We start from the raw sequence: 21,554 nt of genomic DNA on the forward strand, positions 1-21,554 counted from the left end.
GCTCAGGCCTGCTCGGCGGCGTCCACGACGTTGGCCAGCAGCATGGCGCGGGTCATCGGCCCGACCCCGCCCGGGTTCGGCGAGAGCCACCCCGCGACCTCGGCGACGCCGTCGGCGACGTCCCCGCGCAGGCGGGCCTTGCCCGTCTCCGGGTCGACGACGCGGCTGACGCCGACGTCGAGCACCGCGGCGCCCGGGCGCACCATGTCGGGCGTGATGATCCCCGGGACCCCGGCCGCCGCGACGACGACGTCGGCCCCCCGCACGTGGCCCGCGAGGTCGCGGGTGCCCGTGTGGGTGAGGGTGACGGTCGCGTCGACGTCCTTGCGGGTGAGGAGCAGGCCGATGCTGCGCCCGACCGTCGTCCCGCGCCCGACGACGACGACGTTCGCGCCGTGCAGGTCCACCCCGTGCCGGTCGAGCAGCTCGATGACCCCGCGCGGGGTGCACGGCAGCGGGCTGGTCACCGGCTCCCTGACGCGCAGCACGAGGCGCCCGAGGTTCGTCGGGTGCAGGCCGTCGGCGTCCTTGTCCGGGTCGATCCGCTCGAGGACGGCGTTGGTGTCCACGCCCGCCGGCAGCGGGAGCTGGACGATGTAGCCGGTGCAGGCCGGGTCGGCGTTGAGCCGGTCGACCGCGGCGAGGATCTCCTCCTGCGTCGCGGTGCCGGGCAGGTCGACGCGGATCGACTCGATGCCGACCTCGGCGCAGTCCCGGTGCTTGCCGGCGACGTAGCTGCGCGAGCCCGGGTCGTCGCCCACGAGGACGGTGCCCAGCCCGGGCACGACCCCGCGCTCGCGCAGGGCGGCGACGCGGGTGGTGAGCTCGGACTTGATCTGCGCCGCGGTGGCCTTGCCGTCCAGGACGCGGGCCGTCACTGCTGCAGGCCCTCGTACAGCGGGAACGCGTCGGTCAGCGCCTTGACGCGGGTGCGCAGCGACGTGAGGTCCGCCGCGGTGCCGTCGGTGAGCGTCGTGGCGATGATGTCGGCGACCTCGGTGAACTCGGCCGCGCCGAAGCCACGGGTGGCGAGCGCCGGGGTGCCGATCCGCAGGCCGGAGGTCACCCGCGGCGGGCGCGGGTCGAAGGGCACCGCGTTGCGGTTGACGGTGATGCCCGCGGAGTGGAGGAGGTCCTCGGCCTGCTGTCCGTCGAGCGTCGAGTTCCGCAGGTCGACGAGGACGAGGTGGACGTCCGTGCCGCCGGTGAGGACGGAGACGCCCGCCTCGCGGACCGCGGGCTCCAGGAGCCGCTCGGCGATGATCTGCGCGCCCTCGAGGGTGCGGCGCTGCCGGTCGGCGAACTCCTCGCCCGCGGCGACCTTGAGCGCCACGGCCTTGGCGGCGATGACGTGCATGAGCGGGCCGCCCTGCTGGCCCGGGAAGACGGCTGAGTCGAGCTTCTTGCCCAGCGCCTCGGCGTCGCGGGACAGGATCATGCCCGAGCGGGGGCCACCGAGGGTCTTGTGGATGGTCGTGGAGACGACGTCGGAGTGCGGCACCGGGTTGGGGTGCAGGCCCGCCGCGACGAGCCCGGCGAAGTGGGCCATGTCGGTCCACAGGTAGGCGCCGACCTCGTCGGCGATCGCGCGGAAGGCCGCGAAGTCGAGGTGGCGGGGGTAGGCCGACCATCCGGCGATGATGACCTTGGGCCGCTCGGCGAGCGCCTGCTCGCGGACCTGGTCCATGTCGATGCGGTGGGTCTGCTCGTCGACGCCGTAGGCGGCGATGTCGTACAGGCGGCCGGAGAAGTTGATCTTCATGCCGTGGGTGAGGTGGCCGCCGTGGGGCAGCGACAGGCCGAGCACCTTGTCCCCGGGGCGCGCGATCGCGTGGAGGACGGCGGCGTTGGCGGTGGCGCCCGAGTGGGGCTGCACGTTGGCGTAGTCCGCCCCGAAGAGGGACTTCGCGCGCTCGATCGCGAGGTTCTCGGCGATGTCGACCTGCTCGCAGCCGCCGTAGTACCGCTTGCCGGGGTACCCCTCGGCGTACTTGTTCGTCAGCACGGACCCCTGCGCCTGGAGCACGGCGCGCGGCACGAAGTTCTCGCTCGCGATCATCTCCAGCGTCTCGCGCTGGCGGGTGAGCTCACCGTCGAGGACGGCGGCGATCTCGGGGTCGAGCTCGGCGAGGGCCTGGTCGGCGACCGGGCGCGTCTCGGTGGGCTGGCTCATCGTTCCTCCGCAATTTCACTGGGTGCGCGCGGGAGCGCGCCTAGCCGGTGACCCTCGGCCCAGGCGGGCGACCTGAGGTCTGCGTGGTGCGTCGCTCCCCGGTGGTGATCCACCTGTGGCGCCAGTCGCGACAAGGGCCAACCCTATCGCGTCACCCGCCCGGGAACGGGCACGGCTCAGTCCGCGGGACCGTCCTCGCCGAGGATCCGGCGCAGGTAGGCGTAGGTGAGGTCACCGGTGTGCTGGTCGTACTGGTGCTCGTAACCGTGCTTGGCGTACATCGACAGGTTCTGCTTGGAGTCCTGGCCGGTGAAGACCCAGACCTCCTTGGTCTGCTCGGGCAGGTACTCCAGGACCGCCATGAGGAGCTGGGTACCCAGCCCCTGCCCCTGCAGGTCCGGGACGACGGCGAGACGCCCGAGGTTCGCGCGCTCGTCCTCGAGCTCGACGCGGATCGAGCCGACGAGCCGGGTGCCGGCCCACGCCCCGAGGGTGACGACGTCGGCCCGCGCGAGGTCGGCGCGCAGCTCCGGGAGCGTCTGGGTGAGGGCGGGGATGTTGGGGTCGCCGTAGAGCTGGGCCTCGGTGACGAAGGCCGCACGGCGCACCGTGAGCAGCTCACCGGCGGCGTCGTCGTCGACCACATCGATGCGAACGTCGTCCATGTGGCCATCCTGTCATCCACGCCCCTCCCCCCGCGCCCACGTCCACCGGCGGTTCGCCCCTGTCTTCCCCGTCCTGTCCCCCGCGACAGCCGACTTCCCCGCGACAGCCGACTTCCGCACGAGAGCCGACTTCCCCGCGACAGCCGACTTCCCCGCGACAGCCGACTTCCGCACGACAGCCGACTTCCGCACGACAGCCGACTTCCGCACGAGAGCCGACTTCCGCGCGAGAGCCGACTTCCGTGCGCGGCGGTCGGGATCCGGTCCGGCGCATGCCGAAGTCGCACATCTCGATCACCGTCCCGCTGATGTTTCGGACGACCGGCGACGGTTGTGTGCGACCTCGGCCGAGCCATGCTCGGAACTCCGCTCTCGCACGGAACTCCGCTCTCGCGACAAAGTCCGCTCTCGGGCGGAACTCCGCTCTCGGCGAGGGGGGGTGGGGTGCGGGCGTGCGGGGGCGCTGGGTGGGTGCGGTGCGGTGCGGTGGAGTGCGGCTCGTCAGCGGAAGACGACGGTGCGGCCGCCGTCGCGCAGGACGCGGTGCTCGGCGTGCCAGCGCACGGCGCGCGCGAGCACGCGGCGCTCGACGTCCTCACCGAGGGCGACCATCTCCTGCTCGTCGTCGCTGTGGTCCACCCGCTCGACGTCCTGCTCGATGATCGGCCCCTCGTCGAGGTCCGCCGTCACGTAGTGAGCCGTCGCGCCGATGAGCTTGACGCCGCGGTCGTGCGCCTGGGCGTAGGGACGTGCGCCCTTGAAGCTCGGCAGGAAGGAGTGGTGGATGTTGATGACCCGGCCCTCGAGGCGGCGGCACAGGTCGTCGGAGAGCACCTGCATGTAGCGGGCGAGGACGACGAGCTCGACGTCGTACTGCTCGACGAGCTCGAGCAGACGCGCCTCGGCGGCCGCCTTGGTCTCCCTGGTCACCGGGACGTGGTGGAAGGGGTAGCCGTAGAACCTCGCGAGGTCCTCGAGCACCGTGTGGTTGGACACGACGCCGACGACGTCGATCGGCAGCCGCTCCCCCCGCTGGCGGTAGGCGAGGTCGCTCAGGCAGTGCCCGGCCTTGGACACGAGGATGAGCGTGCGCATGGGACGACCGACGACGTCGAGCTTCCACTCCATGTCGAAGCGGGCGGCGAGCTCGCCGAGGGCCTGCTCGAGCGCGTCGCGCGGCGCTGCGGTCTGCACCTGGACGCGCATGAAGAACAGCCCGGTCGACGGGTCACCGAACTGCTGGGACTCGGTGATGTTCCCGCCGTGCTCGGCGAGGAGCCCGGCGACGGCACTGACGATGCCGGGCCGGTCGGGGCACGAGAGGGACAGGACGAGGTGGAGGTCGCCGTCGGTGTTCACCCGCCCGAGGCTAGCCCAACCGCGGCGCCCGGTCCGACCCGTCCACCGGCGCGGACGCGCCGCGAGGACGGCCCCGCCGGGTGAGCGGCGGGACCGTCCTCGCGTGAGTGTCAGCCGAGCAGGCGACGGCGGGTGACGAGCACCGCACCGGCGAGCAGGAGGAGCATCGCGACCGCGACCGGGACCGCGACGCTCACGCCGGTCCGGGGCAGCGACCCCGGCCCCTGCCCGGCACCGGGACGGTCCGCCCCGTCGGCCCCGCTGTCGGGCCCGCCGCTGCCGGGACCGCCGTCGCCCGGACCACCGGTCGGGTCATCGGTCGGGTCACCGCCGTCCGCCGGCGGGTCGGTCGGGTCACCGGGGTCACCCGGCTCACCGGGCGTCGGCTCGACCTGCTCCTGCGGCTCGACGAGCACGGCGACGGTCCGGGCCGGCACGGTCACCGTCCCGCTCGCGGCGTCCCACGTCGTCGTGCGCACGACGTCGTCGGCGCCCTCGACCTGCACCGGCGAGAGCGCGAGCTCCCGCCCGGCGAAGCCGTCGACCTGCTCGGTCACGGGCTCCGGGGAGGCGTTGAAGACCGTGAGGACGGCGTCGAGCGCCGGGTCGACGTCCTGCGCGCCGGCCGTGTCGTCGACCGCCATGACGAGCAGTCCGGGCGTCGCGTCCGGGCCCGACCCGGGGAAGGTCACCTTCTCGTGGATGAGCTCGGCCGAGCCGAGGCGGAACAGGTCGGTGGAGAAGCGCAGCTCGAGGAGGTCCTGGGTCATCGCCGCGGACTGCTCGATGTCCGTCGGTGCCGGGCGCAGCGCCGGGTCCGCGAGCAGCGGCGCCATGACGTCCCACGCCTCGCCGTTGTCGTCCGCCGGCGGCAGGCCGACGCCGAAGTTGTTCGTCTGCATCGACCAGTCGACCCGGTTGAAGTGGTCCCCGGAGTTGTAGCTGTTGCGGTCCAGCGACTTCGACCGGAGCAGATCGGTACCTGCGTGCCAGAACGACGGCGTCTGGGACAGCGCCGTCGTCGCGAGCGACAGCGTGTTCATCCGCACCCGGTCCGCCATCGACGTGGCGACCGGGAGCTTGAGCACGAGGTTGTCGAACAGCGTCTCGTTGTCGTGCGCGTCGACGTAGGTGACGACCTCGTCCGGCTGCGTGGCGTAGCCCGCGGGCTGGCCGTTGTAGTCGAGCTCGGCGCCGGTCTGCTCCTCACCGGCGGAGGTGAGGAAGGAGTAGTCGGCGAGGTTGCCGGCCAGCCCGAGCCGCACGAGGTCGGTCTGGTGGGCCAGACGCGCGGCCTGCTCCTCCGGCGTGCCCTCGGCGACGGCGTTGGGGTCGGTGAAGGACCCGGAGCCGAAGCCCTGGACGGTGCGCTGGTCCTCGTCGAAGGGCCCGCCGCCGCGCACGGCGTCGCGCAGCCGGTCGGAGAACGTCCCGATGCCGGTGCCCCCGAGCTGGCCCTGGGTGGCCTGCTCGAAGCGGGCGTTCCCGGCGACCTCACCGAAGTCCCAGCCCTCGCCGTAGACGTAGATCGACTCCCCGTCCACGCCGTCGTCCTCGAGGGTCAGCGAGTCGAGCGCGTCGCGGACGGCGAGCATGTTGTCGCGCGAGTGGTGGCCCATGAGGTCGAAGCGGAACCCGTCGACGCCGTAGTCCCGTGCCCAGGTGAGCACGGAGTCGACCATGAGCTTCTCCGCCATCTCGTGCTCGGTGGCGACGTTCTGGCAGCAGGTCGAGGTCTCGACGTTCCCGACGGCGTTGAGCCGGTGGTAGTACCCGGGTACCACTCGGTCGAGGACGGACTGCTCGTCCTGACCGGAGGAGTTCGTGTGGTTGTAGACCTTGTCGACGACGACCTGGAGGCCGGCGTCGTGCAGGCCGCCCACCATGGCGCGGAACTCCGCGGTGCGGTTCCCGCCGTCGCGCTCGGTGGCGTAGGAGCCCTCCGGGGTGGAGAAGTGCCACGGGTCGTAGCCCCAGTTGAACCCGTCGAGGTCGCGCGCCGCGGAGAGGGCCGCCTGCTGGTCCGGCGAGGCCGGCCCGGCGTCGGGCACGACCGGCTCGGTGCGCGCCGCCGGGTCCTCCTCGATCGTCGCGATGTCGAAGGTCGGCAGGAGGTGGACGGTGTTCATGCCCGCATCGGCCAGCGCCCGCAGGTGCTGCATGCCCGCGGTCTCGGGCTGGGTGAAGGCGCGGTAGGTGCCGCGCAGCTCCTGCGGGACGGTCTCGTCGGAGATCGAGAAGTCCCGCACGTGGAGCTCGTAGATCGTCCGGTCGACCGGGCGCTCGACGACGGGCCGCGGGGTGTCGGTCCACAGCTCCGGCGCCCAGCGAGGGTCGTCGAGGTCGACGAGCACCGAGTGGGTGGAGTTCTCGGTGAGCCCGACGGCGTACGGGTCGGTGACCTCGTTGGTCACGACCTCCCCGGCGGCGGGCGCGTAGACGGTGACGGCGAAACGGTAGGCGGCGTCCTCCCAGCCGGGCTCGCCGGTGACGGTCCACGTGCCGTCGTCCTCGCGGGTCATCGGCAGGACCTCGGGGTCGCCGGTGACGGCGGCGGCGGACGTCCCCGCGGGCTCGGTCCACAGCTGGAGCTCGACGTCCTGGGCGGTCGGCGCCCACAGCGCGAGGGTCGGAACGCCGTCGTCGGACCAGTCCACCCCGAGGGTGCGGCCCGCGGCGGCGTCGGCGTAGAGGTCGTCGAGCACGCCGGGGACCTGGACGCCGGTGAACGCGCTGGTGACGACGCCGTCGGTCTGCAGGACCTGCACCTGGCCGGTGAGGACCTGCTCGACCTGCTCGGTGGTGAGACCTTCGACCCGGAGGGCGAGGTGCCCGGCGAGGTGCGGGAACCGCTCGGCCAGCGCGTCGGGCAGACCCTCCCCCACGAGGGTGAGCGGGGCGGAGCCGTCGGCCCCGGTGACCGCGCCGTCGACGACCTCCAGGCCGCCCGCGGCGGCGTGGTGGAGCGACCACTCGAGCTCGGCGGGGTCTGTCCCGGCCGGGAGCAGCGAGGTGGGCCAGGCGATGGTCGTCTCGTCGAGCCAGTGGGCGGCGAGCTGGCCGGTCCCGGCCAGCGGCGGGTCCTCGACGGTGATGGTGAGGACGTGCGTCGCGAGCTCGTAGCTGAACGAGACGAGCTTGCCGGCCGCGGCGCTGAACGGGATGTTCGCCCCGTCGAGCACGCCGCCCACGCCGTAGTTCTCCGACCAGGTGCGCCCGTGCGCGACCTTGACCTCGTAGCTGCCGGTGGCCAGGTCGGTGGTCGACCACTCGTAGGTGCCGTCGCCGTCGGGGTCGGTCATCCACGTCGCGAGGCACTCGGGCTGCCAGTCGGCGGGGCAGCCGACCTGGCTCTGGAAGCTGCCCGGCAGGGTGATGATCGGCCCGTCGGCGGTGCTCGAGAAGTAGTGGCTCACCGGGTCGTAGACGAATGTGACCGGGCCGCCGGCGTGGGTGTAGGTGGCGTTGTCGCCCCCGGGCACGCCGCCCACGCCGTAGTTGACCTCCCACGAGCCGCCGACGGCGACCTTGTACTCGTAGCTGCCGGCCGGGACGTCGAAGGTGCCGGTGTAGACGCCGTCCGGACCGAGCGTGAGCGCGGCGGCGGCGCAGTCGGGCTGCCAGTCGCCCGGGCACCCCATCGCGGCGTTGTGGCTGCCGGGGACGGTGACGAGGTCGCTGGGCGGCGCCTCGGGACCTGTCGTGCCGTCGACGGCCTGGCCCACGGACCCGACCGTCGAGGCGGCGACCCGGTGGCCGGCGGCGTCGACCGACACCGCGCGGTACTCCACGAGCGTGCCGGTCGGCAGGTCCGTGACGTCGTGGAAGACGCGCGGGGCGTCGCCCTCGGCGGTGCCGAGCGGCGTCCAGTCCTCGCCGCCGACGAGCCGGTAGGCGAAGGAGGTCTCGGCCCACACGTCGTCGGCGACGTCCGCGGTGACCGGCGCGACGCCGTCGAGGCGTCCGCCCTGGGCGGGCGTGAGCGTCATCGTCCCGGTCTCGGCGGGTGCACCGACCGTCGCGTCGGCGACGAGGACGACGGCGTCGAGCGCGGGCACGGTGAGCGTCACGGCGCCGGTCTCGTCCGCCGTCACGGGGCCGTGCCCGCCGTACAGCGAGGTGTAGCCGGCGCCCGGGGTGAGGGTGGTGAAGGTGACGGTCGCGTCCGTCGCCTGGTTGTTGAGGGCGACGACGTGCTCGACCTTCTCCGTGCGGTCCACGCGGGCGAAGGCGTAGACGCCGTCGGCCGCGTGCAGCTCGACCTGCGCGCCGGTGGCGAGCGCCGGGGTGGCCGAGCGCAGCTCGGCGAGGTCGGAGATGTGCGCGTAGAGCGGGACGTCGGTGGCGAAGCGGTCCACGGCCCCGATCTGGTAGCCGTGGAGCGTCTGCTCGTCCTGGTACTGCTGTACCTGGCTGGCGAACAGCGACTGGCGGGAGTCCTTGTCGCCGCCCTGGCCGACGAAGCCCTGCTCGTCGCCGTAGTAGACGACCGGCTGGCCGCGGGTGAGGTACATGAGGGAGTGGGCGAGCAGCGAGCGGTCGAGCTCGTCGCCGGAGCCCTGGAGGAAGTACCCGACGCGGCCCATGTCGTGGTTGCCGAGGAAGGTCGGCAGGTCGTGGGCGCTCGTCGTCGGGGTCGTGTAGTACGCGTCGGCGGCGAACAGGCTCGACAGGCCGGCGGGGGTGAGCCCCTTGGCGTAGTTGACGGCGGCGGACTGGTAGGCGAAGTCGAGCACGCCGTTCATGTCGGTGTCGCGCACGTACGGGGAGAGCAGGCGTGCGTCGGCGTCGTAGACCTCGCCGAACATGAAGAACTCGTCCCGGCCCTGGGCGCGGGCGTAGTCGAGGACCTCGGTGGTCCACTCCTCCCAGAACTCGATGTTCACGTGCTTGGCGGTGTCGATGCGGAAGCCGTCGATGCCGAGGTCGACCCAGTCCTGGTACACCTCGACGAAGCCCTCGACGACCGTGGGGTGCTCGGTCATGAGGTCGTCGAGCCCGACGAAGTCGCCGTAGGTCACCGACTCCCCGGACCACGTCGAGTCACCGCGGTTGTGGTAGAGCGTGACGTCGTTGAGCCACGCCGGGACCTTGACGTCGGCCTGCGCCGGGTCGACCACCGGGGTGTAGGGGAAGGAGGTCGCGGCGTCGAGCGCCGGGAAGGTGCCGGTCCCCGCGTGGTCGCCCGGGTCGAACGCCTCGCCGGCGGCGTCCCGGTAGGGGGAGGTCGCCATGTCGACGTAGGAGTACTGCCCCTCGGCGTAGTCGATGACATCGGCGGTGTGGTTGGTGATGATGTCGAAGTACACCTTGATGCCGCGGGCGTGCGCGTCGGCGATGAGCGCCTCGAGCTCGGCGTTCGTGCCGAGGTGCGGGTCGATCTGGGTGAAGTCGGTGATCCAGTAGCCGTGGTAGCCGGCCGAGGCGTCGGCATCCTCGCCCTGCACCGGGTTGTTCTTGAACGACGGCGTGAGCCAGATCGCCGTCGTCCCCAGGCCCTCGATGTAGTCGAGGTTCTCGTGGAGGCCGGCGAGGTCACCACCGTGGTAGAAGCCCTTGTCGGCGGGGTCGAAGCCGTGGTCGAGCCGGCTGCCCGCGATGCCGCCGGTGTTGTTGGCCGGGTCGCCGTCGGCGAACCGGTCGGTCATGACGAAGTAGAACTGCTCGTCGGCGCCGGGCTGACGCACCGGCTCCGCGACGAGGGCGGCGTCGGCCTCGGTGTAGCCCTCGTCCAGGTCGAGGACCTCGAGGGAGAGGAGACCCTCGGTGTGGTCGAAGGTGAGGCGCAGGTCCGTCTCGCCGGCCAGACGCAGGGCGTAGTTCGTCTCCCCGCCGTCGACGCCGTACGCCTCGTCCCACGAGCCGCCGACGGCGACCTTGTACTCCCAGCTCCCGGCCGGGACGGTGAGGTCCGCCGAGTAGCGACCGGCCTCGCCGGTGGGCGCGAGGGCGGTGTCGGCACAGTCGGGAGCCCAGTCGGCGGGGCAGCCGAGCTCCGACTGCAGGTCCCCGGCGATGACGACGAGGGCGTCCTCGGCCGCGGCCGGGATGGTGAGAGCGGCGAGCCCCGAGGCCAACAAGCTCGCGGTGGCGAGTGTGGCGACGGCAGCGGATCTCGCGGACATGGGACTCCTTCGTCTCCAGCAGTGGGGTGCCCGCAGCGTAGCCGCGCCTGAAACAACTGTGCAACGCTTACGGCAGATTTCACGGCAGGTGGTCGCGCGGGAACACCCGGCCGGGCGTGCGGAACTCCGCTCTCGCGCGGAACTCGGCTCTCGCGCGGAACTCGGCTCTCGCGCGGAAGTCGGCTCTCGCGCGGAAGTCGGCTCTCGCGCGGAAGTCGGCTCTCGCGCGGAAGTCGGCTGTCGCGGGAGTGGGTGGGCGGTGGTGGGAGTGGGGGTCAGTCACCGAAGAGGCTGGTGAGGCCCCCGCCGCTGCTCTTCGTCCGGTTCTCCTGGTGCCCGCCGGTGACCACCGTCTCGCTCGGCTGGACGAGCACGTAGCCCTGACCGCCGAAGGCCATCTGGAAGGTCTCCCCCGTCCCGCCCCGGACGAGGGACTTCAGGCCGCCGGTGTCGATCCGCACGTCCATCCGCACGCCCGAGGTCCACAGCACCACCGCCTGGGCGTCGGCGCAGGTCGGGGCGCTCGCGACGTCGAGCGCCACGGGCTCGCCCTGCGTCGTCACGGCGACGTAGCCCGTGCCGCGCAGCGAGACGTTGTACAGGCCTCCGGTCATCGCGGCGCCGCGGGCCTGGATCCGCTGGATGTCCCACTCGATCGAGGAGGAGAACGCGAGGATGCTGGCGCCGTTGACCGAGAGCTGGTCGTTCTCGAGGTAGAGGAGCTGGACGTCGGCGGCGCCGTCGGCGAGGAAGAGCTCCCCCTGCCCCGTGCACTCCATCATGCTCACGCCCTCGCCGGTCACCGCCGACTTCACCATGCGGCCCAGGCCGCCGGAGCCCTTGTTCTGGAAGCGCACGTCACCCTGGTAGGCGACCATCGAGCCGGTCTTGGCCCACACCGGCCCGAAGCCCATCTGCACCTTGAGGAGCTTCTTGTTCTGGAGGGTGAACGGGTCCGGGGCGGTCGTCTCCCGGAAGTCGGTGAACAACGTCCCGTGGACGGGCATGGCGGTGCTCCTGTCGGCTCGTGGGCCGGCCCGCAGCGGCCGACGGGAGGAGGCTACCGCCGGCGCGCCCGCCCCGGCACCGGATCCGGGCAGATGCGAGGAGCCGGGCCGTCCACGCGCTGTGCGACGCGGACGGCCCGGCTCCGGGGTGGCTCAGATGAGGCCGAGCTCCCGCACGGCGTCACGCTCGCCGGCGAGCTCCTCCACGGACGCGTCGATGCGCGCCCGGGAGAAGTCGTTGACCTCCAGGCCCTGGACGATCTCCCACCCACCGTTCGCCGAGCGCACGGGGAAGGAGGAGATGAGGCCCTCGGGCACGCCGTAGGAGCCGTCGGACGGGATGGCCGCCGAGGTCCACGAGCTGCCGGTGCCGCCCACCCAGTCGCGGACGTGGTCGACGGCAGCGTTGGCCGCGGACGCCGCCGAGGACGCCCCACGAGCGTCGATGATGGCGGCGCCGCGCTTGGCCACGGTCGGGATGAAGTCCTCGGCCAGCCAGGCCTCGTCGACGAGCTCGCTCGCCGGACGGCCGGCCACGGTGGCGTGGAAGACGTCCGGGTACTGCGTAGCCGAGTGGTTGCCCCAGATCGTGAGGTTCTCGATCTGGCTCACCGGGGTCCCGGTCTTCTGCGCGAGCTGGCTGAGCGCCCGGTTGTGGTCCAGGCGGGTCATCGCGTTGAAGCGGTCGACCGGGACGTCCGGCGCGTGCTGCTGGGCGATGAGCGCGTTGGTGTTGGCCGGGTTGCCGACGACGAGCACGCGGATGTCGGACGCCGCGTGGTCGTTGATCGCCTTGCCCTGCGGGCCGAAGATCCCGCCGTTGGCCTCGAGGAGGTCACCGCGCTCCATGCCGGCCGAGCGCGGGCGGGCGCCGACCAGCAGCGCGATGTTCGCACCGTCGAACCCGGCCCGCGGGGTGTCGAGGATGTCGATCCCGGCGAGCAGCGGGAAGGCGCAGTCGTCGAGCTCCATCGCGGTGCCCTCGGCGGCCTTGACCGCCTGCGGGATCTCCAGGAGGCGCAGCCGGACGGGCACGTCGGGCCCGAGGAGCTGGCCGGAGGCGATGCGGAAGAGCAGGGCGTAGCCGATCTGGCCGGCGGCACCCGTGACGGTGACGTTGACGGGGGTGGTCATGCGCGTTCTCCTTCGAAGCGGCGGGTCAGCCGAGGCGGGTGGCGAGGTTCTCGTCGATCGAGGCGAGGAAGCCCTCGGTGGTCTGCCACTCCTGGTCCTTGCCGACGAGCAGGGCCAGGTCCTTCGTCATCTTCCCGGACTCGACGGTCTTGATGACGACGTCCTCGAGGGACTGGGCGAAGGCGGTGACCTCGGGGGTGTTGTCGAGCTTGCCGCGGTGGGCCAGGCCACGGGTCCACGCGAAGATCGAGGCGATCGGGTTCGTCGAGGTCGGGTTGCCGGCCTGGTGCTGGCGGTAGTGGCGGGTCACGGTGCCGTGCGCGGCCTCGGCCTCGACCGTGCGGCCGTCCGGCGTCATGAGCACGGAGGTCATGAGGCCGAGGGAGCCGAAGCCCTGGGCGACGGTGTCGGACTGGACGTCGCCGTCGTAGTTCTTGCAGGCCCAGACGTAGCCGCCCTCCCACTTCATGGCCGCGGCGACCATGTCGTCGATGAGGCGGTGCTCGTAGGTGAGGCCCGCGGCGTCGAACTGCTCCTTGAACTCCGTCTCGAAGATCTCGGCGAAGATGTCCTTGAAGGCGCCGTCGTAGGCCTTGAGGATCGTGTTCTTCGTCGACATGTAGACCGGGAAGCCGCGCTGCAGGCCGTAGGAGAAGGAGGCGCGCGCGAAGTCGGCGATCGACTTGTTGTAGTTGTACATCCCCATCGCGACGCCGCCGTCCTCGCCGAACTTGGCGACCTCGAGCTCGAGGGGCTGGCTGCCGTCGTCGGGGGTGTAGGTGATCGTCACGGTGCCCGGGCCGGGGACCTTGAAGTTCTGCGACTTGTACTGGTCGCCGTGGGCGTGACGACCGATGATGATCGGCTTGGTCCACGTCGGCACGAGGCGCGGGATGTTGTCGATGATGATCGGCTCACGGAAGATGACGCCGCCGAGGATGTTGCGGATCGTCCCGTTCGGGGAGCGCCACATGTTCTTCAGGCCGAACTCCTCGACGCGCGCCTCGTCGGGGGTGATGGTCGCGCACTTGACGCCCACGCCGTACTTCTGGATCGCGTGGGCGGCGTCGACGGTCACCTGGTCGTCGGTGGCGTCGCGGTGCTGGATGCCCAGGTCGTAGTACTTGAGGTCGACGTCGAGGTACGGGTGGATGAGGCGGTCCTTGATGAACTGCCAGATGATCCGCGTCATCTCGTCGCCGTCGAGCTCGACGACCGGGTTCTCGACCTTGATCTTCGCCATGTTCGTGGGTATCTCCTGACCACCCGCGCGGGGTGTGCTCGCCGTCATTGGCGCCGCGGTCTCGGCACCGCAGCCAGATTACTCGACATCGAGATAAATCGGCAGTCACAGACGGGGACGATCAGGGGTGCGGTCCGGCGACGCCCGGGTCGGCCCCCGCGACGCCGTGGACCTCCTCGTCGACCTCGCGCACGGCGATGCGGTCGATCCGGCGGCCGTCGAGCGCGGCCACCTCGAGGACGAGGCCGTCCCACGTCACCGTGTCCCCCACCGCCGGCATCCGGCCCAGGCGCGTGACGACGAACCCGGCGAGGGTGTCGAAGGGTCCCTCCGGCAGCTCACGGTCGAGCACCTTGGCGACCTCGGAGCGGCCCATGAGCCCGGCGACGTCCTCGACGGCGCCGTGGACCTGGACGCCCGGCTCGGGCCTGTCGTACTCGTCGTGGATCTCCCCGACGAACTCCTCGACGACGTCCTCCAGGGTGACGATGCCGTCGGTGCCCCCGTACTCGTCGACGACGACGGCGATGTGCGCGCCGAGGGAGCGCATGTCGGTGAGCGCGGCGAGCACCCGCTTGCCCGTGGGGAAGAACGGCACCTGGCGCACGAGGTCCCCGATGACGCGCACGCCGGGGCGCGGGCTGATGAGGTCGCGGACGTGGACGAAGCCGAGGATGTCGTCGTCGTTGCGCCCGCGGACCGGGTAGCGGGAGTGCTCGAGGGTGGCCACCCGCGCCTGCGCCTCGTCGACCGGCAGGTCGGCGTCGAGGAAGGACACCTCGGTGCGCGGGGTCATGATCTCCTCCACGCCGCGGTCGCCGACGGTGAGCAGGTCGACGACCATCTCGCGCTCGACCGCCCCGATCGCCTCGTGCTCGGCGACCATCGAGCGCAGCTCCTCGGGGCCGATCTCCTCGCGCTGGGCCGTGGGGTCGCGGCCGAGCAGCCGCATGACGAGGTCCGTCGAGACGCCGAGGAACCAGATGACCGGCCGCATGATCGTCGCGATCCAGTCCAGCGGGGTGGCCACCGCCAGGGAGAAGCGCTCGGCGCTCTGCATCGCCAGCCGCTTGGGCACGAGCTCGCCGAAGACGAGCGAGAGGTAGGAGATGACCACCGTCGTCCCGACGAAGGCCACCGTGCTCGCCGCGCCCGAGGACATGCCCAGCGACTCGAGCGCCGGGGAGACCTGCGGGGCGATCTGCGCCGCGCCGAACGAGGCGGAGAAGAACCCGGCGAGCGTGACGCCGATCTGCACCGAGGACAGGAAGCGGTTGGAGCTCCCCGTGAGCCGGGCGACCCGCGCGCCGGCCCCGCCCTTCTCGGCGAGGGCGCGCACCTGGCTGTCGCGCAGCGAGACGAGGGCGATCTCGGAGGCGGCGAAGACCCCACCGACGAGGATGAACAGGAGGACGAGGGCGATGTCGACGACGAGGTCGTTCATGGGCTCATCCTCCCCGGGGCCCCGGGCCCGCGCACCGGCGACCGGTCAGACGAGGTTGCCGGCCGGGGAGAGGACGGCGAGCGCGACCGCCGCGACGACGAGCACGGTGACGTCGAAGGGGGTGGAGCGCGCCCGGAAGGTCTCCGGCGGGCGACGGGCTGTCCAGCGGACGACGGCGAGGACGGCGCACAGCGCGGCGAGCACGAGCGTCGCGGTCGGCACGTCGATCAGCACCGCCGCCAGCGAGGACGTCGCGACCCCCACGACGACGAGCCAAAGCACGGCGGTGCCGCGGCGGTGGGTCTGGTCCATGCCCGCGAGGTTACCGTGCGCCGGCGCCGCTACGGTGTGACCGTGCGCCCCCACCCCACCCCGCTGCCCTCGCTCGTCACGATCCTCGGCACCGGCCTCGCAGGCCTGCGCACCGCCGCAGAGCTGCGGGCGCAGGGCTTCACCGGTGAGCTCACCGTCGTCGGCGCGGAGGAGCACGAGCCCTACGACCGGCCCCCGCTGAGCAAGGAGCTGCTCTCCCGCCCCGAGCCCGTCCGGCTCGCCGACGAGGGCTACGGCGACCTCACCGAGCTCGCCGACGTCCTCCTGACCGGCACCCGGGCACTGGCCCTCGCGGCGGACGACGACGGCGCCGTCCTCACCCTCGTCGACCGGGACGGGGAGCGTGAGCTGGCCACCGACGCGGTCGTCCTCGCCACCGGCTCCGCGCCCGTGGTCCTGCCCGGCTGGCACGGCGTCCTCACCCTCCACGACCTCGACGACGCCGCCCGGCTGCGCGCTTCCCTGCGCCCGGGCGCGCACCTCGTCGTCGTCGGCGCCGGGTGGATCGGCGCGGAGCTGGCCACGGTGGCCGCCGGGCACGGGGTGCGCGTCACCGTGCTCGAGGGCGGCCCTGCGCCGCTGGGCCGCGTGCTCGGCCCGCACGTCGGGGGCCTGCTCGCGCCGTGGTACGCCGAGCACGGGATCGAGCTGCGCTGCGGCGTCACCGTGACCGCGGCCGACGCCCACGGCGTCGAGCTCGCGGACGGGACGCGGCTGGAGGCCGACGTCGTCGTCGCGGCGGTCGGGGTGCGCCCGCACACCGCGTGGCTCGCCGGGACCCTGCCGCTGACGGCGCGGGGCGCGGTGCCGGTGGGGCTCACCGGCCGCGTGGTCGACGGGCCGGCGTCGGTGCGGGCCGTGGGCGACTGCTCCGACCGGCTCTCCCCGCGCGACGGCCTCGTGCCCGGCGCGCACTGGGACGGCGCGCTCAGCCACCCGGCCGCGCTCGTCGCCGACCTCCTCGGCCAGTGCCCCGACCCGGTGCCCGACCCGGCCCCCTACGTCTTCTCCACCCAGCTCGGCCACGAGCTCACCGTCGTCGGGCACGTCCCGCCGGGCGCGGAGGTCGTCCTGCGCGGTGAGCCGGGTGCCGGGCCGTGGACGGCGCTGTACGTCCTGCCCGGCGCCGACGGCGCGCCCCGGCTGCACGCCGCGTTCACGGTCGACCGGCCGCGCGACGTCGGCCCGCTGCGCAAGGCGCTGTCCGGGCCGGAGCACCCGGTGCTCGACGTCGCCGCGGCCACCGACCCCGACGTCCGGCTCCGCGGCGCCCTGCGCTGAGCGGAGCCGGACGCCCCGCTCAGTGGGCGAAGTGGCGCGTGCCGGTGAGGTACATCGTCACGCCGGCGGCCTGCGCTGCGGCGACGACCTCCTCGTCGCGCACCGACCCGCCTGGCTGGACGACGGCGCGCACGCCGGCGTCGAGCAGGACCTGCAGCCCGTCGGCGAACGGGAAGAACGCGTCGGACGCGGCGACCGCGCCGCGCGCCCGCTCCTGGCCCTCGCCCAGCGTGTTCGCGCGGGAGACGGCGAGGCGGCACGAGTCGACCCGGTTGACCTGCCCCATCCCCACCCCGACGCTCGCGCGGCCGGCGGCGAGGAGGATGGCGTTGGAGCGCACGGCGCGCACCGAGCGCCACGCGAACTCGAGGTCGGCGAGGGTCGCGGGGTCGGCCGGCTCACCGGCCACGAGCGTCCAGCCCGAGGGGTCGTCCCCGGGGGCGTCGACGCGGTCGGCGGTCTGGACGAGCAGCCCGCCGCTGATCGGGCGCAGCTCGACCTCCGGACGCGCCGCCTCGGGGACGACGAGCAGCCGGATGTTCTTCTTCGCGGTGAGGATCTCCAGCGCCTGCGGCTCGAAGCCGGGCGCGACGACGACCTCGGTGAAGACCTGCGCGATCTGCGCGGCCGCCTCCGCGGTCACCGTCCGGTTGGCGGCGATGACCCCGCCGAAGGCGGAGACCGGGTCGCAGGCGTGGGCGGCGGCGTGCGCGGCGGCGATCGTCGCGCCGGCGGCGATGCCGCACGGGTTGGCGTGCTTGATGATCGCGACGGCCGGGTCGGCGTGGTCGTGCGCGGCGCGCCACGCGGCGTCGGCGTCGACGTAGTTGTTGTAGCTCATCGCCTTGCCGTGCAGCTGCTGCGCACCCGCGAGCCCGGGCGCCCCGGAGCGGTAGAGCGCCGCGCCCTGGTGCGGGTTCTCGCCGTAGCGCAGGACGTCGGCGCGCTGCCACGTCGCCCCGACCCACGCCGGGAAGCCGCTGTCGTCGTCGGGCGCGACGACGCTGCCGAGCCAGGAGGCGACGGCGACGTCGTAGTCGGCGGTGTGCCGGAACGCCGCGGCGGCGAGCCGCTGCCGCTCGGCGAGGGTGAAGCCGCCCGCCGCGAGCGCCGCCAGCACCTCGGGGTAGGCGGCCGGGTCGACGACGACGGCGACGTTCGCGTGGTTCTTCGCCGCGGCGCGGACCATGGTCGGCCCGCCGATGTCGATCTGCTCGACGCACTCCTCCGGCCCCGCGCCCGAGGCGACGGTGTCGGCGAAGGGGTAGAGGTTGACGACGACGAGGTCGAAGGGCGCGACGCCGAGGTCGGCGAGCTGGTCGCGGTGGGACTCCTTGCGGCGGTCGGCGAGGATCCCGGCGTGGACCAGCGGGTGGAGGGTCTTCACCCGGCCGTCGAGGCACTCGGGGAAGCCGGTGACCTCCTCGACCGGCGTCACCGGGACACCGGCGGCGGCGATGGTGCGGGCGGTGGACCCGGTCGAGACGAGCTCGACCCCTGCCTCGTGCAGGGCGCGGGCGAGGTCCTCCAGGCCCGTCTTGTCGTAGACGGAGACGAGGGCACGGCGGACGGGAAGCGTGTCGGTCACGGGGTCACTCCTGGGTGCGTCGGTACGGACCCGGGCACCCAGGCGTGCGGTGCCCTTGCAGGGGACTTCCGGCCGCTCCCCGGTGGTGTCGCTCCACCTCGGTTGCGCCAGTCACGGCCGCGGCGAGTGTACCCCGGCCCCTCCCCCGGGCGGCGCGCCCGCTCAGCCGACGACGACGCGGCGTCCCTCGACGCGCCACGGCAGGCGCGCGAGGCGCCCGACCTGCTCGACGAGCTGGGCGCGCTCGGCGACCTTGATCCGCTCGGTGAGCGTGTCGACCGTGTCGTCGTCGTGGACCGGGACGGCCACCTGGGCGATGATCGCGCCGGTGTCCACGCCCTCGTCGACGACGAAGAGGGTGGCCCCGGCGAGCTTGACGCCGTACTCCAGCGCGTCACGCGGGCCGTTGACCCCGGCGAACGCCGGCAGCAGGGAGTTGTGCGTGTTGACGTACCGCCCGCCGAACCGCTCGAGGAAGTGAGGCCCGCACAGCTTGAGGAAGCCGGCCGAGACGACGAGGTCCGGCTCGGCGGCCGCGACCGCGGCGGTCAGCGCCCGGTCCCACGACTCGCGGTCGGGGTGGTCGGAGAGCCGCTCGACGAACGTCGGGATCCCGGCCTCCTGCGCGAGCGCGAGGCCGGCGGCCGAGTGGCGGTCCGCGCCGACGGCGACGACCTCCACGCCGTAGTCCGGGTCGCGGGCGGCGTCGAGGAGGGCCGCGAGGTTCGACCCTCCGCCGGAGATGAGGACGACGACTCGAGTGGGCACGTGCCGAGGGTAGTCCGACCGGGTGGGAGACTGGGGCCATGCCCACCCCGGACCTCGACACCGCACGGCCCGAGCAGCGCACACGCGCCGCGAGCCGGACGGTCATGTGGTTCGCCCTCGTGCTGCTCGCCGCGCTGTGGCTCTCCGTCGTCCGGGTGCCGTGGCCGCTGCCGCTCGTGCCCGGGGTGCTCGGCCTGGTGGCCGTCGTCCTCGGCGTCCTCGCGCTCGTGCGGATGCGCGGCGCCCGGCTCGGGGCGTCGATGACGGTGCTCGTCGTCGTGGGGACCGTGTTCGCCGCCGGCCTGGTCCTCCTCACCTCGGTGCAGGCCGTCCTCTGGCCGGTGTACTCCGAGTTCTACGGGTGCCTCGACCGCGCCCTCACCCACCAGGCGCAGGACACCTGCTTCTCCGAGCTCGAGCAGCGCACGCAGACCTACCTCCTCAACTTCGGCCGGTAGTCCGCCGCGGGAGCGAGCGAAGCTCTCGGGAAGCGCGTCGGGGCGATCGCTCATAGCGTGGAGGCGAACCCCCGTCGACACCAGGAGGCACACCCATGGCCCAGCTGACCAACAAGAAGGTCGCGTTCCTCGCGACGAACGGCTTCGAGGACTCCGAGCTCACCACGCCCTGGGAGGCCGTGAGGTCCCAGGGCGCCGAGGCGGTGCTCATCGCCCCCGAGGCCGGCACGATCACCGGCAAGAACGGCCACCAGCAGAAGGTCGACCTCACGACCGCCGAGGCCACGCCGGACCAGTACCACGCGCTCGTCCTGCCCGGCGGCGTCGTCAACGGCGACACGCTGCGCACCGACCAGCCTGCGGTGGCCTTCGTGCGCGAGATCTTCGCCCAGCACAAGCCGGTGGGCGTCATCTGCCACGGCGGCTGGATCCTCACCGACGCCGACGTCCTCCAGGGCCGCACGCTCACGTCCTACCCGAGCCTGCGCACCGACCTCACCAACGCCGGGGCGACCTGGGTGGACGAGGAGGTCGTCGTCGACGCCGGGCTGGTGAGCAGCCGCGTCCCGGACGACCTGCCGGCGTTCTGCGCCAAGCTCGTCGAGGAGATCGGCGAGGGCGAGCACGAGGGCCAGACGGCCTGACCTAGGACTCCGGCGGCGGCGTGGGCGAGGTGCCTGCGCCGCCGTCGTCGTTCGTGCGCGCACCGCCGTCGTCCGTGCGGCGCACGATGCGGCGGTAGGCGCGGGCGACGCCGGCATGCACCTGCGGGTGCAGGACGAGGAGCACGACCACGGCGCCGGCCGCCACCTGCCAGGCGAGCGCGCCGGCGACCGCCGGGGCGGAGGCGCCCACGGTCGCGAGCCGGCCGGGACCGATCCCGCCCGCGGCCGCCACCGTGAGGAGGGCGCCGACGACGGCGACCGTGGCCGCGGTGACGACGCCGCTGAGCGCCGCCTGCCACCAGGAGTCCTGGAAGCGGCGCCGGTGCAGCCACCAGCCCGCCCCGGCGCCCGCGAGCACCGGCAGGAGCACCACCCAGCCCAGGCCGGTGGTGGCCGGGTCGGGCAGCACACCGAGCGCGGGCACGGCAGGCAGCGGGGCCGTGATGACCTCGCTCGGGGAGAAGAGCGTGCCCTGCCCGACGGCGAAGCCGGGGCCGGCGATCCAGGCGAGCGCCCACACGACCATCGTCGGGAGGAAGGCGAGCTGGCCGAGGACGAGCACCACGGTGCCCATCCGTCCCGGCGCGAGCGCCTCGTGCAGCTCGAGCACCGTGACCACGCCCTGGACGAGGGCGATCGAGAGCGCCAGCACGGCGAGCGCGAGGAGCACCGCGAGGGTCATCCACCCGGCCCGCACCCCGGCGCGGACGGCGTCGGGGAGGGCGTCGAGCAGCCGCAGCCACCACGCGGGGCGCGGGGCGCGTGCCCGGCGCAGCGCGAGGGCGAGCGCGAGCCCGGCGACGAGCAGGGCGCACAGCGCGACCACCGGCCGCCCGACCGGCCCGGTGACGAGCGCGGAGAGGCCGAGCACCGTGAGCGTGTACCCGGCGAGGGCGAACGCGGCGGTGGCGGGCCGGCGCAGCCGGGCGCGGCGGGCGCCCCCGTAGACGAGGAGGGCGCTGACGAGGGTGGTGCCCAGCGGCGTGAGCGACACGGTCGCGACGTCGCCCAGCTCGACGGACGCCCCGTGCCCGAGGAGCCACAGGCCGGTGCCGATGACGGCGGCGTCGTCCCAGCTCGCCTCGCCGAGGAGCGGCGCGGCGGCGGTGGCGACGTAGGCGGCGACGGTGGGGACGACGACGAGCAGCCAGCTGATGAGCGCCGCCTCGATCCCGGCGAGGGAGGCACGCAGCCAGGCCTCGGGGAGCCGGCGGGCACGCTGGGCAGGGCCGACCACCTGCGGGTGAACCGTCGTCGTCATCAGCCCCATGGTCCGCGACCGTCCCCCGCCGCGGCGCGAGGCGGGCGGCG

16 protein-coding genes and 2 riboswitches are annotated in these 21,554 nt (G+C 73.2%); of the genes, 3 read left to right on the top strand and 13 right to left on the bottom strand.

Features of this window, described 5'->3' with window-relative positions; translation table 11 throughout:
- Positions 1-2: 2 nt before the first annotated feature.
- From FE251_RS12620 to FE251_RS12665, 10 genes are all read right to left on the bottom strand, one after another.
- Complete coding sequence (locus tag FE251_RS12620) at positions 3-878, bottom strand: bifunctional methylenetetrahydrofolate dehydrogenase/methenyltetrahydrofolate cyclohydrolase (protein WP_139071265.1); 876 nt, start codon at positions 876-878, stop codon at positions 3-5.
- Positions 875-2,173 carry a serine hydroxymethyltransferase gene (glyA, locus tag FE251_RS12625; protein WP_139071264.1) on the bottom strand — a complete coding sequence of 433 codons (1,299 nt, stop codon included), beginning with the start codon at positions 2,171-2,173 and terminating at the stop codon, positions 875-877. Before glyA ends, FE251_RS12620 begins: the two co-directional genes overlap by 4 nt.
- Positions 2,174-2,223: 50 nt before the next feature.
- A riboswitch (ZMP/ZTP riboswitch) is annotated at positions 2,224-2,312 on the bottom strand.
- Positions 2,313-2,349: 37 nt separating this feature from the next.
- Complete coding sequence (locus tag FE251_RS12630; RefSeq protein ID WP_139071263.1) at positions 2,350-2,838, bottom strand: GNAT family N-acetyltransferase; 489 nt, start codon at positions 2,836-2,838, stop codon at positions 2,350-2,352.
- A 501-nt stretch (positions 2,839-3,339) separates the two neighbouring features.
- Entirely contained in the window at positions 3,340-4,197 is an 858-nt protein-coding gene (gene purU / locus FE251_RS12635) for a formyltetrahydrofolate deformylase (protein WP_139071262.1), read from the bottom strand.
- A 110-nt stretch (positions 4,198-4,307) separates the two neighbouring features.
- Entirely contained in the window at positions 4,308-10,322 is a 6,015-nt protein-coding gene (gene pulA, locus FE251_RS12640) for a pullulanase-type alpha-1,6-glucosidase (RefSeq protein WP_139948972.1), read from the bottom strand.
- A 275-nt stretch (positions 10,323-10,597) separates the two neighbouring features.
- Positions 10,598-11,329, bottom strand: coding sequence for an AIM24 family protein (locus FE251_RS12645; protein WP_139071260.1), 732 nt, complete (start codon positions 11,327-11,329; stop codon positions 10,598-10,600).
- Between the two features lie 153 nt (positions 11,330-11,482).
- The gene (locus tag FE251_RS12650) at positions 11,483-12,463 is read right to left on the bottom strand and encodes a malate dehydrogenase (protein ID WP_139948973.1); all 981 of its coding nucleotides are present in this window, start codon (positions 12,461-12,463) and stop codon (positions 11,483-11,485) included.
- Positions 12,464-12,488: 25 nt separating this feature from the next.
- Positions 12,489-13,706, bottom strand: a complete 1,218-nt coding sequence (locus tag FE251_RS12655; RefSeq protein ID WP_139071258.1) for an NADP-dependent isocitrate dehydrogenase — start codon at positions 13,704-13,706, stop codon at positions 12,489-12,491.
- Between the two features lie 121 nt (positions 13,707-13,827).
- Positions 13,828-15,150 (bottom strand): hemolysin family protein, encoded by a 1,323-nt coding sequence (locus FE251_RS12660; RefSeq protein WP_139948974.1) that lies wholly within the window; start codon positions 15,148-15,150, stop codon positions 13,828-13,830.
- 45 nt (positions 15,151-15,195) lie between these two features.
- Positions 15,196-15,432, bottom strand: a complete 237-nt coding sequence (locus tag FE251_RS12665) for a hypothetical protein (protein WP_168202735.1) — start codon at positions 15,430-15,432, stop codon at positions 15,196-15,198.
- Between the two features lie 72 nt (positions 15,433-15,504).
- Here FE251_RS12665 and FE251_RS12670 point away from each other — a divergent pair, with 72 nt between their 5' ends.
- The gene (locus FE251_RS12670) at positions 15,505-16,764 is read left to right on the top strand and encodes an NAD(P)/FAD-dependent oxidoreductase (RefSeq protein WP_139948976.1); all 1,260 of its coding nucleotides are present in this window, start codon (positions 15,505-15,507) and stop codon (positions 16,762-16,764) included.
- 19 nt (positions 16,765-16,783) lie between these two features.
- On the opposite strand, the gene purH is transcribed toward FE251_RS12670, so the two are convergent.
- Positions 16,784-18,352: a bifunctional phosphoribosylaminoimidazolecarboxamide formyltransferase/IMP cyclohydrolase gene (gene purH, locus FE251_RS12675; RefSeq protein WP_139948977.1), complete on the bottom strand. Its 1,569-nt coding sequence runs from the start codon at positions 18,350-18,352 to the stop codon at positions 16,784-16,786.
- A gap of 29 nt (positions 18,353-18,381) precedes the next feature.
- Positions 18,382-18,477, bottom strand: a riboswitch (ZMP/ZTP riboswitch).
- Between the two features lie 37 nt (positions 18,478-18,514).
- On the bottom strand, positions 18,515-19,120 hold the full coding sequence (purN, locus tag FE251_RS12680; RefSeq protein ID WP_139071253.1) for a phosphoribosylglycinamide formyltransferase: 606 nt from the start codon (positions 19,118-19,120) through the stop codon (positions 18,515-18,517).
- A gap of 38 nt (positions 19,121-19,158) precedes the next feature.
- Here purN and FE251_RS12685 point away from each other — a divergent pair, with 38 nt between their 5' ends.
- Together FE251_RS12685 and FE251_RS12690 are read left to right on the top strand one after the other, a co-directional pair.
- Positions 19,159-19,578 (top strand): hypothetical protein, encoded by a 420-nt coding sequence (locus tag FE251_RS12685; RefSeq protein ID WP_139071252.1) that lies wholly within the window; start codon positions 19,159-19,161, stop codon positions 19,576-19,578.
- A 95-nt stretch (positions 19,579-19,673) separates the two neighbouring features.
- Complete coding sequence (locus tag FE251_RS12690; RefSeq protein ID WP_139948978.1) at positions 19,674-20,222, top strand: type 1 glutamine amidotransferase domain-containing protein; 549 nt, start codon at positions 19,674-19,676, stop codon at positions 20,220-20,222.
- 1 nt (position 20,223) lies between these two features.
- On the opposite strand, the gene FE251_RS12695 is transcribed toward FE251_RS12690, so the two are convergent.
- On the bottom strand, positions 20,224-21,504 hold the full coding sequence (locus tag FE251_RS12695) for a cell division protein PerM (protein ID WP_139948979.1): 1,281 nt from the start codon (positions 21,502-21,504) through the stop codon (positions 20,224-20,226).
- Between the last annotated feature and the right edge of the window lie 50 nt (positions 21,505-21,554).

This window comes from Georgenia wutianyii (genome assembly GCF_006349365.1).
Taxonomy (GTDB): Bacteria; Actinomycetota; Actinomycetes; order Actinomycetales; family Actinomycetaceae; genus Oceanitalea; species Oceanitalea wutianyii.

Excerpts from the sequence above, each read along its gene's own strand:
- glyA (WP_139071264.1), bottom strand. The coding sequence starts at position 2,173 with ATGAGCCAGCCCACCGAGACGCGCCCGGTCGCCGACCAGGCCCTCGCC.
- FE251_RS12630 (WP_139071263.1), bottom strand. The coding sequence starts at position 2,838 with ATGGACGACGTTCGCATCGATGTGGTCGACGACGACGCCGCCGGTGAG.
- pulA (WP_139948972.1), bottom strand. The coding sequence starts at position 10,322 with ATGTCCGCGAGATCCGCTGCCGTCGCCACACTCGCCACCGCGAGCTTG.
- FE251_RS12645 (WP_139071260.1), bottom strand. The coding sequence starts at position 11,329 with ATGCCCGTCCACGGGACGTTGTTCACCGACTTCCGGGAGACGACCGCC.
- FE251_RS12650 (WP_139948973.1), bottom strand. The coding sequence starts at position 12,463 with ATGACCACCCCCGTCAACGTCACCGTCACGGGTGCCGCCGGCCAGATC.
- FE251_RS12655 (WP_139071258.1), bottom strand. The coding sequence starts at position 13,706 with ATGGCGAAGATCAAGGTCGAGAACCCGGTCGTCGAGCTCGACGGCGAC.
- FE251_RS12660 (WP_139948974.1), bottom strand. The coding sequence starts at position 15,150 with ATGAACGACCTCGTCGTCGACATCGCCCTCGTCCTCCTGTTCATCCTC.
- FE251_RS12685 (WP_139071252.1), top strand. The coding sequence starts at position 19,159 with ATGCCCACCCCGGACCTCGACACCGCACGGCCCGAGCAGCGCACACGC.
- FE251_RS12690 (WP_139948978.1), top strand. The coding sequence starts at position 19,674 with ATGGCCCAGCTGACCAACAAGAAGGTCGCGTTCCTCGCGACGAACGGC.
- FE251_RS12695 (WP_139948979.1), bottom strand. The coding sequence starts at position 21,504 with ATGACGACGACGGTTCACCCGCAGGTGGTCGGCCCTGCCCAGCGTGCC.